Genomic DNA, 15,947 nt, shown 5'->3' on the forward strand with positions numbered 1-15,947 from the left:
TTGCGCTTGGTTAAATATCTAGAGCAACAGGTGACGCCGAGTAAGATAGTCTGCGTCGGGCGAAACTATGCCGAGCATATCAAGGAGCTTAACAATGAGATGCCCGAAGAGATGGTGCTGTTCGTTAAGCCTAACTCGGCAATATCCGAGACGTTACTCAGCACAGATCAAGAGCCGCTACACTATGAGGCCGAGCTCTGTTTCCTTGTGAAGGCGGGCGGGTTTGAGGCTGTGGGCGTCGGTTTAGATCTCACCAAACGTCAGCTACAGAGCCGTCTTAAGGCCAAGGGACTACCCTGGGAGCGGGCCAAGTCTTTCGATGGCGCCGCGCTGTTTGGCGAGTTTGTGCCTTTTGATGGCGAACTCGACTCACTCTCGTTTCGCCTGATTATCGACGGTGAGCTGCGCCAGCAGGGGGATGTAGCATTGATGCTTAATCGCCCCGAGGCCATGTTGGCCGAGATAGCCAGCTTCATGACCCTCGAAGATGGCGACATCCTGATGACGGGGACGCCCAAGGGCGTAGGGCAGATAGTTAAGGGTGAGCACTTTACCCTGGAGCTCTATCAAGGGGAAAAGCAGCTTGTCAGCCAAAGCTGGGTGGCACAGTAAAGTGCGAATGCCCTAGTGCCATCTTCTGGAACACGCTAATGCACGCCAGCTTGGGAAGGTGTGAGGACAAGTAACAACAGGTTTTAAGATGAAAAATTATTTCGATAGCCCTTTTGCCGGCCAATCGCTAAAGGAGCTGGTCACTAATCCCAATATTATCGTGGGCGAGCATAGCTACTATTCGGGCTATTATCATCAACACAGTTTCGATGACTGCGCCCGCTACCTGGCGCCCGATAGGGACGATGTCGACCGGCTTATCATAGGCAACTACTGTTCCATTGGCTCTGGCGCCGTGTTCATGATGGCAGGTAATCAGGGCCATAGAACAGACTGGGTCAGTAGCTTTCCCTTTTTCTATCAACAGGGTGATAGCTTCTCGGGCGCCCAGGATGGTTTTGTCCGCGCCGGTGATACCCTGATAGGCAACGATGTCTGGATAGGCTCCGAAGCGATGATCATGCCAGGAGTCACTGTGGGGGATGGCGCCGTTATTGCGAGTCGCGCCGTGGTGACCAAAGATGTGCCAGCCTACGCCATAGTAGGCGCCAACCCAGCGAAATTGATCCGCTATCGTTTTTCGGATGGAGAGATAGCCATGTTAATGGAGATGCAATGGTGGCACTGGAGTGATGACAAGGTGAGAGCGGCGATGCATCTGCTCTGTAGCAAGGATATTGCCGGCCTTTACGCCTATTGGCAGCAGACCCGTTAACGTCTGCAGCGCGCCGCAGTTAGCGGCGCGCCTCTGCTTTTATATTTACCCGTAAATTCATATCAATAATCATTTTTACTCTCTAGCAGTAACGCCCCTTTCATACTCCCTGCTTCCTTATTCCTTGTTTTCTTACGCCCTGTTTTCTTACCTCCTGTTTTCTTATTCTCTTTTTTCTTAGCTTGGTTTTTTACGTGCGCGAGCCTAGTGAACTAGTTGACCTGACATTGCACCTAGGTATACTCGAATATCAAACGTGTTGTAAAAAATATAAAACAAAGCCGCATCATGGCGGCGCAACCTAACGATTAAGGAAAGCCGGATGTCACTCGCTCGCTGTAACTCTTATTACAATGCCACCATCAAGCAGGAGACCCATTACCCAAGCCTAGAGGGGGAGTTGGATGTTGATGTAGTGATTATAGGTGCCGGTTTTACCGGTGTGGCGACCGCACTGGAACTTGCCGAGCGTGGTGTCAAGGTGGCCGTCGTGGAGGCAAATAAGGTGGGCTGGGGGGCAACCGGTCGTAACGGCGGTCAGGTGACCGGCAGTCTATCTGGCGATAACGCCATGGTGAAACAGCTGCGTAATCGTATCGGCCATGACGCAGAGGAGTTTGTCTGGAACCTGCGCTGGCGCGGCCATGAGATCATCAAAAAGCGGGTAGAAAAATATCAGATAGATTGTGACCTTAAATTCGGTCATCTGCACACCGCCTATAAGCCGGCCCATATGGCCGAGATGCAGACCACCTATGAAGAGGGGCTAAGACGCGGCATGGGCGATGAGCTAACCTTGCTGAGTAAGGCCGACATTCCCGACTATCTGGACACCCCGCTGTACCACGGTGGCTTATTGAATCGCCGCAACATGCATCTGCACTCGGTCAATCTCTGTATCGGTGAGGCGCGGGCCGCCGAGGCAAACGGCGCCTTGATCTTCGAGGGCTCACAGGTTTTGGACATTTCTGATAATGAGCGGGTTACCGTCACAACCGACAAGGGGCGGATCACCGCCAACTGCGCCGTTCTGGCGGGCAATGCCTACCATAGGTTGGCGCGTCATAAGTTAAGGGGCATGCTGTTTCCCGCATCTTTGGGCAACTGCGCCACGGTGAGACTGGACCCACAACTGGCCAAGCAGCTCAACCCCCATGATTTAGCCGTATATGATAGCCGTTTCGTGCTCGACTATTACCGCATGACCGCCGATAACCGCTTGATGTTTGGCGGTGGTACCAACTATTCGGGCCGTGATTCTAAGGATGTGGCCGCCGAGCTGCGCCCGGCGATAGAGCGCACCTTCCCCCGCCTCAAGGGGGTGGAGATAGAGTTCGATTGGACCGGCATGGCGGGCATAGTGGTTAACCGTATCCCCCAACTTGGCAAGGTGTCTGAGCATCTGTTCTATTGCCAGGGCTACTCGGGTCATGGGGTCGCCACCTCGCATATCATGGGCGAGATCATGAGTCAGGCGGTGCAGGGGCAATTGGAGGAGTTCGACCTCTTTGCTCAGATGAAACAGATAAGATTGCCGGTGGGTGATTGGCTCGGTAATCAGGGGATGGCGCTGGGCATGCTCTATTACCGCATGATGGAACATTTTAGGTAGCGAATGACTGGGCAAATCTCAGGTGTAAAGGCTTGTAAACAGCGCACTAAAACTTAAATTATCAACTCTTTGCAGTATTTTGTGAGGTGGATGCTGATCAGGGGCGTGATGGCGTGCTACATTTATGAACAAGGCATAAAATTTATCCATTTATCTGCTCAAGTAAAGGGGGCCTTATGCTAGGTGAAAACCACTCGCTCATTAACGACTTTCCTGATTATCAAGACCTGATCCTCAAACTCACCGAATCCGATGATGGGTTCGCGCAAGACAACAAGAAGTACAGTTCGTTAGACAAAGAGATCCGAACCTTAGAGCTTAACGATGCGCCTATCGACGATAGCGCCATGCATCAGCTTAAGCACGATAGAGCCGAGCTGAAAGACGCCCTCTATCAACGTCTGCTCGACGCCAGTAACTGACACGCCAGCAGCCGGAGAGCTGGCGTTAAGCGTTAAAAAAGAGAAACGCGCCTTCATACCAGATGAAGGGGCGTTTTTTATTGTCTTAAAACCTTGAAAGGTTTAGGGCAGGGCGCGGTCGAGAAACTCTACCATTAACTTCACCTTAGGTGACAGGTGACGGTTTTGGGGATAGAGGGCCCAGACCCCTTCGTTTGGCTCCTGATAGGCGTTGAGCACTGACACTAAACGGCCCGCCTTAAGGTCCTGGCCTATATAGTAGTTGGGCAGCTGCACCAGTCCCAGTCCCTTGAGCGCCGCGTCTCTCAGGCCGTGGCCGGTATTACACCTCAGATTGCCCTTTATCTTAAGCTGTCGCTCGCGCCCCTGTTCGAGGAAACGCCAGTAGTCATGGTTGCCGATCAGGCAGTTGTGCCGGCTCAGCTCAGACAGGCTGTGTGGCTCGCCGAACCGCTTGAGATAGTCCGGTGAGGCGCACACATAGTTGATCCGCTGACTGATCCGTTTAGCGATCAGGCTCGAATCGGCCAACTTGCCGATGCGAATGGCCAGGTCTATGCCCGCATCTACCAGTCTCACCTGACGGTTGGTGAGGGCGATATCCACCTCCACGTTAGGGTAGGTGAGCAGGAAGTCGTTGACGACAGGCAGGATATATTTCTCGCCATAGGCCACCGGCGCCGTCATCCTCAATAGCCCCTGGGGCAGGCCTCTTAAGCTGCTCAGTGCGCGCTCGGCTTCTTCCAGGCCATCGAGCACCTGACGGCAATGCCGGTAGTAGAGCTGTCCCTCCTCCGTCATGGAGACCTTGCGGGTGGTACGATAGAGCAGCTTGGTATCCAGCCTCTGTTCCAGCGCGCCTACCTGGCGACTCACCTGGGCGGTAGAGATCCCTAAGCGTTTGCCCGCTTTAGTAAAACTCTCTGTCTCCGCCACCGCGACAAATTCGCTGACCCCTTCCCATTCCTGCATGGCTTTAAACCTATTATTACTATTTGGTAAAAATGATTTGTATAAAACGGAGATTATCATCTCATATGAAATAAATAAAATAGGCTCAAGTGATCAAATCCACCGTGATGTAACTGCTGGCGAGACAAGGTAATGGTCAGCGACTACATTGAAGTGGGCAGACAGATACACAGATACAGACACTAAATGGAGCAAGCGAGATGACAGACAAGTTTATTAAATCTAAGGCCGCCATCGCCTGGGGACCGGGCCAGCCATTATCGGTAGAAGAGGTGGATGTGATGTATCCCAAGGCTGGTGAGGTGTTGGTGAAGATAGTCGCAACCGGCGTCTGCCATACCGATGCCTTTACCCTCTCGGGTGACGATCCTGAAGGTGTCTTCCCGGCGATCCTGGGCCACGAAGGCGGCGGTATTGTCGAGGCGGTCGGTGAAGGTGTCACCAGTGTGGCGGTGGGGGATCACGTGATCCCGCTTTATACCCCTGAGTGCGGCGAGTGTAAGTTCTGTAAGTCGGGTAAGACTAACCTGTGTCAGAAGATCCGCGAGACTCAAGGCAAAGGCTTGATGCCAGATGGCACCACACGCTTCTTCAAAGATGGTCAGCCTATCTTCCACTACATGGGCTGCTCAACTTTCTCTGAATATACTGTGCTGCCAGAGATCTCACTGGCCAAAGTCAATCCTGCGGCGCCGCTGGAAGAGGTGTGTCTGCTGGGCTGCGGTGTGACCACAGGCATGGGCGCGGTACTCAACACGGCAAAGGTTGAGCCGGGTGCCAGCGTCGCCATCTTCGGGATCGGCGGCATAGGCCTGTCGGCCATCATAGGCGCGACCATGGCGGGCGCTAGCCGCATCATCGCCATCGATATCAACGAGAGCAAGTTTGAGCTGGCCCGTCAGTTAGGGGCAACCGACTGCATCAACCCTAAAAACTATGACAAGCCTATCCAGGAAGTGATTGTTGAGCTGACCGATGGCGGCGTGGATTACTCTTTCGAGTGTATCGGTAATGTGGATGTGATGCGCTCGGCGCTGGAGTGCTGCCATAAGGGGTGGGGCGAGTCTGTGATCATTGGTGTCGCCGGTGCCGGTCAGGAGATCTCGACCCGTCCCTTCCAGCTGGTCACCGGCCGAGTCTGGCGCGGCAGTGCCTTCGGCGGCGTGAAGGGACGCTCAGAGCTGCCTGAGATCGTTGAGAAATACCTGCGCGGCGAATTTAAGCTCAGCGACTTTATCACTCACACCATGGCGCTGGAGGAGATCAACACTGCCTTCGACCTCATGCATGAGGGTAAGAGTATCCGCTCTGTGGTGCACTTTAACCGATAGGCATCATTTGGCTTAGCTTAGGCGCAGACGCCGCGTCTGCGCCCTTTAGGAATGAGAGTATGACCATAGAAAATATTAGCAGCAACAAGTGCTTCGGTGGTTGGCATAAGCAGTATCAGCATCAGTCTCGGGTGCTAAATTGCGCCATGCGCTTCGCCATCTACCTGCCGCCTCAGGCCAGCGAGCAGAAGGTGCCAGTGCTCTACTGGCTATCGGGTCTGACCTGCACGGATGAAAACTTCATGCAAAAGGCTGGCGCCATGCGCATCGCGGCTGAACTTGGAGTAGCCATCGTCGCGCCCGATACTAGCCCAAGAGGGATGGAGGTGGCCGATGACGCTGCCTACGACCTGGGCCAAGGCGCGGGGTTTTATCTCAACGCGACTCAGGAGCCCTGGCAGGCGCACTATCAGATGTATGACTATGTGGTTGAGGAGCTCCCCGAGCTTATCGAGGCCCATTTTCCTGTGACCGAGGCGCGCTCACTGGCCGGTCACTCCATGGGAGGCCACGGCGCCTTGACCATAGGCCTTAAGCATCCAGATCGTTATCGCTCTGTCTCGGCTTTTAGCCCTATCGTCAATCCTATCAACTGCCCTTGGGGGCAGAAGGCCTTTAGCGAGTATCTGGGTAAGAACCGTGACGCTTGGCTGGCCTATGATGCCTGTGAGCTGATGAAACAGGCCAGCTGCGATCTGCCGATTTTTATCGATCAGGGCAGTAGTGACAACTTCCTCGAGGAGCAGTTAAGGCCTGAGGCCTTGATTGCGGTGGCCAAGGAGAAGGAGTATCCGCTGATCCTGCGTATGCAGGAGGGGTACGATCATAGCTATTATTTCATCGCCACCTTTATCGAAGATCATCTGAGATTCCACGCCAGTCATCTTTTATGACAGCTTCAGGCATTAAGTGAGCAACAAAAAGGGCTGTGAAAACAAACAGTCGGGAATAAAAAAGCCGAACGAGAGTTCGGCTTTTTTGTGCTGGCTTATCCTTGTTTTCTGCTATAGCTCGACCTTTTCCATCTCCAGCTGCTGCAGGGCGATAACTGCCTGGGTGCGATTTCTCACCCCGAGTTTTCTAAAGATGGCGGTGGCGTGGGCCTTGATGGTGGCCTCGGATACGCCCAGGTCATAGGCGATCTGCTTGTTGAGCAGACCTTCGGCAAACATCTGCAGCACCTTATATTGCTGCGGCGTGAGATCGGCGAGCTTGGCCGCCATCTGATCCGTAGCATCTTCGTTGATCTCTTGCAGCTCTATGTTGTCTGGTAGCCAGATATCGCCATAGAGCGCGGCCGTGAGCGCCTCCGAGAGGGTCTCCATGGAGGCAGACTTGGGAATAAACCCGGCGCTACCATAGTGAACGGCGCGGCTGATGGTCATGGCATCTTCGTGAGCGGAGATCACCACCACAGGCAGTTCGGGGAAATGGGTTCTTAGGTGTATTAAGGTGGAGTAACCATGGGAGCCGGGCATCTGTAGATCCAGCAACACTAAGTCATAGGCGGTGTTGCCCTGTTCCAATAGGCCTTGTAGGGCTTCGGCGCTGTCGGCCTCAAACCATTGGGTGTCGGCAAAGGCGCCGCTCAATGCCTGTCGCAGCGCATTCCTAAATAATGGATGATCATCTGCGATGATGATGTGCAAGTTTTCGAGCTTCATTGCTTTTTGATTATCTTTGTTGCACTTGAAGGTAAAGTCAATGTAACAGATAAATGACTCAGTATTCTATTGCTTTTGTGTCTGGGCGACGGGATTTTTTCGTTTTTACAAACAATTATTAGACTTAAGTCTAATGAGTCTTCGGCTGAGAGCGGGAGATACGAGGTGCGAGGTTAGGGAAGGTAAGAGGCGAGAGGCGAGAGGTGCGAGGTTAGGGAAGGTGAGAGGCGATAAGTCGGCAGGTGTGCGCCCGCCGACAGGAGACCTTCTTAAAATCAGTCGCCGCTCCACACCTTAGTGGGTTTACGATCTTCATCCAGCGCCACAAAGGTAAAGACGCCGCGTATGGCATGCTCACGATGATCTTGGTACATATCTTCGACAAAGATGTTGACCTCAACCTTGAGGGAGGTGTTACCCACATAGATCACGTTGGCGATGATCTCTGCCAGGGTACCGGCAGGAATCGACTTATTGAAGTCGATACGGTCTGAACTGACGGTCACTAGTGTCTTGCGGCAGAAGCGGGTAGCGGCGATAAAGGCGGTCTCATCCATCCAGGCCAGCGCCTCGCCACCAAAGAGGGTGTTGTGATGGTTGGTGATTGAGGGAAAAATCGCTTTGATCACCCGGGCTTCTGACTGCGCGATGCGCGCGCGAATGGCGTCAGAATACTGAGTTTCTGTATCGGTTAGGGGCATACGGCAACCTTAAGGTTATGCATTGAAAAAAAACCGGCGGATTATACTGATAATCGCGGCGTAATGACAGCGCTGTAGCCCGGGAATGTGGTGGGTTTCATGACATTAAAAAAGGCTTCACGAGGAAGCCTTTTTAAAATATGCATATTAGGTATTAGCTAAGCTTTGCCATGCGCGCCTTAGAGGCTGCAGCAAGGTCTCGCAGTAGCTTTTCCGAGTCGGCCCAGTCGAGGCAGGCATCCGTGATGCTCTTACCGTAAACCAGTGGTTCACCGGCAACCACCTTCTGGTTGCCCTCTTCGATAAAGCTCTCTGCCATGATGCCGGCAATCGCGGTCGAGCCTGAGGCGACCTGCGTCATGATATCTTTGGCGACTTCGAGTTGACGCTTATGCTGCTTTTGGCTGTTGCCGTGGCTAAAATCCACCACCATGCGGTGAGACAGGCCCACCTCTTTAAGCTTCTGCGCCGCAGCCTGAATGTCGGCCTCATGGTAGTTCGGCTGCTTGCCGCCACGCAGTATGATGTGGCCATAAGGGTTACCGCTGGTGCGATAAACGGCCATGGCGCCATCTTTATCTGGCGAGTAGAAGATGTGCGGTTCCTTGGCGGCGCGGACCGCGTCGATGGCGATGTTGATGTTGCCGTCGGTACCGTTTTTAAAGCCGACCGGGCAGGAGAGCGCCGAGGCCATTTCACGGTGGATCTGACTCTCAGTGGTTCGGGCGCCAACCGCGCCCCAAGTGATGAGGTCGGCAATATACTGACCGTTAACCATATCCAAAAATTCGGTGGCGATAGGCAAGTTTAGCTCGGTGATCTCTTGCAGCAGGTGACGCGCCAGGCGCAGGCCCTTGTTCGCATTAAAGCTACCGTCGAGATCCGGATCTGAGATCAGTCCCTTCCAGCCAACCGTGGTACGAGGTTTCTCGAAATAGACGCGCATCAGGATGCAGAGTGAGTCTTTGAGTTCTTTGTGTAGCACGGCCAGACGCTTAGCGTAGTCGATGGCAGCCTGGGTGTCGTGGATAGAGCAGGGGCCGATGATCACCAGAAGACGTTTGTCTTCACCTGTGAGAATGGCTTCAACTTCACGTCTCTGTTGAACCAGGTAGTCGGCGGCGTCTTGAGTAAGCGGGTATTCAGATGCGAGTTTAGCAGGTGAAATGGCCTTACATAGTAATGTGGTGCGTAGTTCGTCTGTTTTAATGGTCATTCAATATACCGAGCGTTTGTCTTGGCTTTCGCCTGATTGCCTCGGATTATAACCAATAGTTGCTAGCTGCACAGGGGTAAACAGATGAAAATTTCCGGTATTTGTCTACATCTGTGCAGTTAGCTTGCCATTTGGGGCGCTTAACTTGCCTCTATATAGGCAGAGGTAAGCGCAGTTTTAGAACATATGACGTTCCAGACCTGTGACATCCAGAATCTTGGTGGCGATCTCTTCTACCGAGTGGTTGGTGGTGTTGACGAAGGGAATGCGCTCGCGCTTATACATCATCTCAACCTCTTTCACCTCGATACGGCACTGTCTCAGCGAGGAGTAACGGCTGTTTTCCATGCGGCTCTGACGGATCTCATGCAGGCGCACAGGGTCGATAGTCAGACCAAACAGCTTATGTTTGTTCTTCTTTAACACCTCGGGGAGCTTAAGGTTGTCCATGTCATCTTCGATGAAGGGATAGTTGGCCGCCTTGATGCCAAACTGCATCGACAGATAGAGGCTGCTGGGAGTCTTGCCGCAACGGGAAACACCCAGAAGCACTATGTCGGCCTTGTCGATATGTTTGAGGGTCTGGCCGTCATCGTTTTCCATGGCGTAATTGATGGCGTCGATACGTGCCTCATAGCTGTGGTTTGCCTTGCCGTGAGTTCTGTGGGTGACCGGAACCGCCTTGACGCCTAACTGATCTTCCAGGGGGGCAACGAAGGTGTTCAAGAAGTCATAGTCGATACACTCACTGCTGTAGATGATGTCTCGGATCTCGGCTTTGACGATAGAATGGAACACAAGTGGTCGTTCGCCTGTTGTAATAAAACAATCATTAATTTGTGCTTTTACCGCCTCGGCTTTCTGAGTCGTCTCGACAAATGGAATAGTAAGTGCTTCAAACTCAACTGGAAATTGAGACAGTACCGCATGGCCAAAAACCTCGGCCGTGATCGCCGTCCCATCTGAGATATAAAAGACTTTACGTGACATTTTGACCTCTTGTAGTAATAAAATTACAAATAAAATTATAGATTTACGCGTCTTGCTGTGGAGTGTAAAATGCCGCTGCCCTCGTGTGAAGGGGCCACACTGAAATAAACTTGCGGAGATAGAACTGTGCAGCAATATGTACTCTGGTATCAAGAATTAGGCATGGGTGACGTCAACAAGGTAGGCGGTAAAAATGCCTCTCTTGGGGAGATGATCAGCAATCTAGCTAATGCAGGTGTTCAAGTGCCTGGTGGCTTTGCGACCACTTCCTTTGCGTTCAATGAATTTCTTGAACAAAGCGGACTTAACCAGAAGATATACGAGACGCTAGAAGCTCTAGACGTCGACGACGTGAATGCACTCGCCACCGCAGGTGCACAGATCCGACAGTGGGTTATCGATACCCCATTCCATAGCGAATTTGAGCAGGTTGTACGTGAGTCGTACGACAAGCTTTCCTCAGAAACTAAGGATGCATCGTTCGCAGTACGCTCTTCAGCGACTGCTGAAGATATGCCAGATGCTTCATTTGCCGGCCAACAGGAAACTTTCCTGAACGTTAAAGGCTTCGACGCAGTACTGGTTGCTATCAAGCACGTATTCGCCTCTCTCTTTAACGACCGAGCTATCTCATACCGTGTACACCAAGGTTATGACCACAAAGGCGTTGCGCTTTCAGCTGGCGTACAGCGTATGGTTCGTTCAGACACCGCCGCTTCAGGTGTAATGTTCACCATGGACACCGAGTCAGGTAACAACGATGTGGTCTTCGTGACCTCTTCATTCGGCCTGGGTGAGATGGTCGTACAAGGCGCGGTGAACCCAGATGAGTTCTATGTTCACAAGCCAAGCCTGACCGCAGGTCACAAGGCCGTTGTTCGCCGCAACATCGGTAGCAAGTTGATTCAGATGGTTTACTCTGACGACCTGAGCCACGGTAAGCAGGTGAAGATTGAAGATGTACCTGCCGACATGCGTCGTCAGTTCTCTATCAGCGATGCAGAGGTGATGGAGCTGGCTAAGCAAGCCATGATCATCGAGAAACACTACGGTCGTCCAATGGACATCGAGTGGGCTAAAGATGGTAACGACGGCAAACTGTATATCGTACAGGCGCGTCCAGAAACCGTACGTTCACGTGAAGATGTACAGCTGATCGAACGTTTCCACCTCAAGACTAAGAGCGAAGTGATTGGCGAAGGTCGTGCCATCGGTCATAAGATCGGTAACGGTACCGCTAAGGTACTGGCTTCTATCGAAGATATGGACCAGATCCAAGAAGGTGACGTACTGGTTACCGATATGACTGACCCAGATTGGGAGCCAATCATGAAGCGCGCCAGCGCTATCGTTACTAACCGTGGTGGCCGTACTTGTCACGCGGCGATCATCGCCCGTGAACTCGGTGTACCAGCGGTAGTAGGTTGTGGCGACATCACAGACAAGATCAAGCACGGTCAGCAGGTAACTGTTTCTTGTGCCGAAGGCGACACAGGTTACATCTACGAAGGTATCCAAGAGTTTGACGTCATGTCTTCTCGCGTCGATTCTATGCCTGAACTACCGATGAAGATCATGATGAACGTGGGTAATCCAGATAGAGCGTTCGACTTCGCTCGTCTGCCTAACGAAGGTGTGGGTCTGGCCCGTCTCGAGTTCATCATCAACCGTATGATCGGTATTCACCCTAAGGCGCTGCTTGAGTTCAACGACCAAAGCGCCGAGCTGCAGCAAGAGATCCACGAGATGATCGCCGGCTACGAGTCACCAGTAGAATACTACGTGGCGCGTCTGGTTGAAGGTATCGCGACTATCGCATCTGCCTTCCATCCGAAGAAAGTTATCGTACGTATGTCAGACTTCAAGTCTAACGAGTACGCTAACCTGGTTGGTGGTGACCGTTACGAGCCGGAAGAAGAGAACCCAATGCTGGGCTTCCGCGGTGCGAGCCGTTACATTTCTGAGTCGTTCCGTGACTGTTTCGCCCTAGAGTGTGAAGCCATCAAGCGTGTACGCAATGAGATGGGGCTGACGAATGTAGAGATCATGATCCCATTCGTACGTACACTGGAAGAAGGCCGTCAGGTTATCGAACTGCTGAAAGAGCAAGGCTTGGAGCGTGGTAAAGATGGTCTACGCGTCATCATGATGTGTGAGCTGCCGTCTAACGCCCTGCTAGCCGACCAGTTCCTCGAGATCTTCGACGGTTTCTCAATCGGTTCGAACGACTTGACCCAGCTAACCCTAGGTCTGGACCGTGACTCTGGCATCATCAGTCACCTGTTCGACGAGCGTAACGAAGCCGTTAAGGCTCTGCTGGCAATGGCTATCAAGGCCGCTAAGGCGAAAGGCGCTTACGTGGGTATCTGTGGTCAAGGTCCTTCTGACCACGCCGACTTTGCGGCTTGGTTGGTAGAGCAAGGCATCGATACCGTATCGCTTAACCCAGATACAGTGATCGATACCTGGTTATACCTGGGTGAAGCTCACGCTTAATTATTCTTTAGATAGAATAAGCTAATTGACGAAAGCCGCTTTTTAGCGGCTTTTTTTTGTTTATAATGGCAACATTATTTTAATAAACACCAATTGAAAAGAAGTCATCATGCTCCCTAAGTTATCCCATCAACAGACCCTAGAGCCTGTCTATTTGGCGTTTCTCGACGCCCTTGCCCAGAGCAATTATTGTGGCGATATCGATAAGCGTTACAGCGCGCGTCTCGCCCAGGCAACGGATAACTCTGTCTACCAGTTTCTGCCTCAGGCGGTCTTGTATCCCAAGACTCAGGCCGATGTTAAGCTGATCATGACCCTGGCGACTAAGCCAGAGTTTAAACAGGTAGTCTTTAGTGCGCGCGGGGGCGGCACAGGCACTAACGGTCAGTCGTTGACCCATGGCCTCATTTTGGATCTGTCGCGTTATTTCAATCAGGTGATTGAGATCAACGAGAAGGAGCGCTGGGTGAGGGTGCAGGCCGGTGTGGTCAAAGATGCACTTAACGATGCACTGCGCCCCCATGGTTTCTTCTTTAGTCCAGATCTCTCAACCTCTAACCGCGCTACCATGGGCGGCATGATCAACACAGACGCCTCAGGCGCCGGCTCGCTGGTCTATGGCAAGACTTCTGATCATGTGCTCGAGCTGACCAGCGTACTTTACGACGGTAGCGTGTTGGAGACCAAGCCGCTGGACTTAAAAGCGCTCGAAGCCTTAGATGCGCTGGAGTCCCCAAGCCTGGGGCAGGCGCTGCAGCGTGATATCGCTCGCATGACACGGGAGCACAGAGGCGAGGTGGAGAGCCGTTTTCCCAAGCTCAACCGTTTCCTGACGGGTTATGATCTGAAAAATGTCTGGAACGAGGCTGTCGATGAGTTCAACCTGTCGCGCATTCTTACCGGCTCCGAAGGCACGCTGGCGGTGGTCACCGAGGCCAAGCTGGATATAACGCCACTGCCCAAGACCCGTATGATGGTCAACATCAAGTATGACTCTTTCCAGTCGGCGCTGCGTCACGCGCCGGACTTGGTTAAGGCCAAGGCGACCGTGGTGGAAACAGTGGACTCTAAGGTTCTAAATCTGGCCAAGCAGGATATCATCTGGCATTCGGTGTCATCTCTGATTGAAGATGTGCCGCGCGCCTCCATCGATGGCCTCAACATGGTGGAGTTCGCCGGTGAGCCAGAAGAGGTGGAAGCCAAAGTTAAACAATTAGAGGCGATGCTCGATACTCAGCTTGCCGCTAAGCAGGCTGGCCTGCTGGGTTATCAGGTCACATCGGATAAGGCGAGCATCAACACCATCTACGCCATGCGCAAGAAGGCGGTGGGGCTGCTTGGCGCCACCAAGGGAAGCCGTAAACCTATCGCCTTCGCCGAAGATACCGCTGTGCCGCCTGAGAAGCTGGCCGACTTTATCTTGGAGTTCAGGGCGCTGCTGGACAGCCATGAGCTGCAATATGGCATGTTCGGTCACGTAGATGCCGGCGTGCTGCATGTGCGTCCGGCGCTGGATATGTGCGATCCGCAAGATGAGCGACTGCTCAAGACGGTATCGGATCAGGTGGCGGCCTTGACCCTCAAGTATGGCGGCCTGATGTGGGGCGAGCATGGTAAGGGGGTGCGTGGCGAGTATGGCCCATCTGTGTTCGGCGAGACTCTGTTTGGTCTGCTCGAAGAGGTCAAAGGTTATTTCGACCCCAATAACAAGCTTAACCCCGGCAAGCTGGTGGCGCCCAAGGGCAGCGGACCTCTGCTCTATAATGTCGACAGCGTTAAGCGCGGAGCCTTCGATCGTCAGATCCCGGTCAACACCCGCGAGGCCTTCCCCGATGTGATGAACTGTAACGGCAATGGCCTCTGTTTCAACTACAGCGTCTATTCGCCCATGTGCCCCTCATTTAAGGTGACCGGAGACAGGGTACAATCGCCGAAGGGGCGCGCGGGTCTGATGCGCGAATGGCTGCGCTTATTAGAAGCCGAAGGCGTGGATGTCGAGGCCTTAGCAAAGGCCAAGCCTCTGGGCTGGCTGCAGCGCACCCAGAACACCCTGAAGAAAGAGCGCGAATATGATTACTCCCACGAGGTGATGGAGTCGTTGAAGGGCTGTCTCGCCTGTAAGGCGTGCTCGTCTCAGTGTCCTGTGAAGGTGGATGTGCCCAAGTTCAGGGCGCAGTTCTTTAACATCTATTACCAGCGCTATCTTAGACCTGTGAAAGACTATCTGGTGGCGGGGATTGAAGAGAGTCTGCCATTGATGGCCAAGGTGCCTCAGATCACCAACTTTGCCTCACAAAACAAACTGAGTCAGTGGGTGATTAAACAATCTATCGGCTATGTGGATGCGCCGGCGCTGTCAGTACCGACGCTTAAGCAGCGTCTGGAGAATCACGCCTGCCGTGGCTATGACCTGAATGCCTTGCAGCAGATCCCACAAAGTGAGCGTGACCAATATGTGCTGGTAGTGCAAGACCCGTTCAACAGCTTCTACGAGGCCGAGACGGTTTATCACTTTATTAAGCTCATCGAGAAGCTGGGCTTCAAGCCAGTGCTGCTTCCCTTTAAACCAAATGGCAAGCCGATTCATATTAAAGGTTTCCTGGATAAGTTTGCCAAGACGGCTCAGTCCAGCGCCGATTTCTTGAATCAGGTGCACGCCCTTGGCATGTCTATGGTGGGGGTAGATCCTGCCATGGTGCTCTGCTATCGCGATGAATATAAAGAGATCTTGGCTGAAAATCGTGGCGACTTTAATGTGCTGCTGGCCAACGAATGGCTGCTCAAGGTGATCGAGACCGTCGCGCCAAAAGCTAAGTCAGCTAATGCGACTAATGCGAATAGGCAGTTTACCTGGTTCAGCCACTGCACCGAATCGACGGCCAAGCCCAATACGGCTAAAGAGTGGCAGGCGATCTTTAGCGCATTTGGCGCCGAGCTGAGCACAGTCAGCCTTGGCTGCTGCGGCATGGCGGGCACCTATGGTCATGAGAGTGATAACCTAAAGCGCTCCAAGGCGCTGTATGAGATGTCCTGGGAGAAGGCCATAGAATCGCTGCCGCATGAGCAGATATTGATCTCAGGTTATTCTTGTCGAAGCCAGGTGAAGCGTTTCGGTGGCTTCAAACCTAAGCATCCGGTGCAGGCGCTGCTGAGTCTTATCGACAATGGTTAGTAAATGCATGGCTAATCTGTTCATGGCTAGTCTGTTCATGGTTA

13 protein-coding genes are annotated in these 15,947 nt (G+C 52.9%); 8 read left to right on the forward strand and 5 right to left on the reverse strand.

The window, feature by feature from the left end; genetic code table 11:
* From K0I63_RS07885 to K0I63_RS07900, 4 genes are all read left to right on the forward strand, one after another.
* Positions 1 to 612: a fumarylacetoacetate hydrolase family protein gene (locus K0I63_RS07885; RefSeq protein WP_220083060.1), complete on the forward strand. Its 612-nt coding sequence runs from the start codon at positions 1 to 3 to the stop codon at positions 610 to 612.
* A gap of 88 nt (positions 613 to 700) precedes the next feature.
* Complete coding sequence (gene catB, locus K0I63_RS07890; protein WP_220083061.1) at positions 701 to 1,327, forward strand: type B chloramphenicol O-acetyltransferase; 627 nt, start codon at positions 701 to 703, stop codon at positions 1,325 to 1,327.
* 322 nt (positions 1,328 to 1,649) lie between these two features.
* Positions 1,650 to 2,939 (forward strand): NAD(P)/FAD-dependent oxidoreductase, encoded by a 1,290-nt coding sequence (locus tag K0I63_RS07895; protein ID WP_220083062.1) that lies wholly within the window; start codon positions 1,650 to 1,652, stop codon positions 2,937 to 2,939.
* Between the two features lie 176 nt (positions 2,940 to 3,115).
* Entirely contained in the window at positions 3,116 to 3,361 is a 246-nt protein-coding gene (locus tag K0I63_RS07900) for an HP1242/YdcH family protein (RefSeq protein ID WP_011865337.1), read from the forward strand.
* 102 nt (positions 3,362 to 3,463) lie between these two features.
* On the opposite strand, the gene K0I63_RS07905 is transcribed toward K0I63_RS07900, so the two are convergent.
* Positions 3,464 to 4,333 carry a LysR substrate-binding domain-containing protein gene (locus tag K0I63_RS07905; RefSeq protein WP_220083063.1) on the reverse strand — a complete coding sequence of 290 codons (870 nt, stop codon included), beginning with the start codon at positions 4,331 to 4,333 and terminating at the stop codon, positions 3,464 to 3,466.
* Positions 4,334 to 4,533: 200 nt separating this feature from the next.
* Here K0I63_RS07905 and K0I63_RS07910 point away from each other — a divergent pair, with 200 nt between their 5' ends.
* Together K0I63_RS07910 and fghA are read left to right on the forward strand one after the other, a co-directional pair.
* On the forward strand, positions 4,534 to 5,664 hold the full coding sequence (locus K0I63_RS07910) for an S-(hydroxymethyl)glutathione dehydrogenase/class III alcohol dehydrogenase (protein ID WP_286670301.1): 1,131 nt from the start codon (positions 4,534 to 4,536) through the stop codon (positions 5,662 to 5,664).
* Positions 5,665 to 5,723: 59 nt separating this feature from the next.
* Positions 5,724 to 6,557, forward strand: a complete 834-nt coding sequence (gene fghA / locus K0I63_RS07915; RefSeq protein ID WP_220083064.1) for an S-formylglutathione hydrolase — start codon at positions 5,724 to 5,726, stop codon at positions 6,555 to 6,557.
* 111 nt (positions 6,558 to 6,668) lie between these two features.
* Here the strand turns inward: fghA and K0I63_RS07920 are convergent, their stop codons facing one another.
* The 4 genes from K0I63_RS07920 to ppsR all read right to left on the reverse strand — a co-directional run bounded on the left by K0I63_RS07920 (position 6,669) and on the right by ppsR (position 10,235).
* A complete protein-coding gene (locus tag K0I63_RS07920; protein WP_220083065.1) occupies positions 6,669 to 7,328 on the reverse strand; it encodes a response regulator transcription factor in 660 nt (219 codons plus the stop codon).
* Between the two features lie 275 nt (positions 7,329 to 7,603).
* Positions 7,604 to 8,029 carry an acyl-CoA thioesterase gene (locus tag K0I63_RS07925; RefSeq protein ID WP_144198630.1) on the reverse strand — a complete coding sequence of 142 codons (426 nt, stop codon included), beginning with the start codon at positions 8,027 to 8,029 and terminating at the stop codon, positions 7,604 to 7,606.
* A gap of 154 nt (positions 8,030 to 8,183) precedes the next feature.
* Positions 8,184 to 9,245: a 3-deoxy-7-phosphoheptulonate synthase gene (locus K0I63_RS07930; protein WP_220083066.1), complete on the reverse strand. Its 1,062-nt coding sequence runs from the start codon at positions 9,243 to 9,245 to the stop codon at positions 8,184 to 8,186.
* Positions 9,246 to 9,422: 177 nt separating this feature from the next.
* The gene (gene ppsR, locus K0I63_RS07935) at positions 9,423 to 10,235 is read right to left on the reverse strand and encodes a posphoenolpyruvate synthetase regulatory kinase/phosphorylase PpsR (protein WP_011865347.1); all 813 of its coding nucleotides are present in this window, start codon (positions 10,233 to 10,235) and stop codon (positions 9,423 to 9,425) included.
* Between the two features lie 126 nt (positions 10,236 to 10,361).
* On the opposite strand from ppsR, the gene ppsA reads away from it, so the two are divergent.
* Positions 10,362 to 12,731: a phosphoenolpyruvate synthase gene (gene ppsA, locus K0I63_RS07940; RefSeq protein ID WP_220083067.1), complete on the forward strand. Its 2,370-nt coding sequence runs from the start codon at positions 10,362 to 10,364 to the stop codon at positions 12,729 to 12,731.
* A gap of 109 nt (positions 12,732 to 12,840) precedes the next feature.
* Positions 12,841 to 15,903 (forward strand): D-2-hydroxyglutarate dehydrogenase YdiJ, encoded by a 3,063-nt coding sequence (ydiJ, locus tag K0I63_RS07945; protein ID WP_220083068.1) that lies wholly within the window; start codon positions 12,841 to 12,843, stop codon positions 15,901 to 15,903.
* The last annotated feature ends 44 nt before the right edge of the window (positions 15,904 to 15,947 follow it).

Source organism: Shewanella rhizosphaerae, assembly GCF_019457655.1.
Lineage (GTDB): Bacteria > Pseudomonadota > Gammaproteobacteria > Enterobacterales > Shewanellaceae > Shewanella > Shewanella loihica.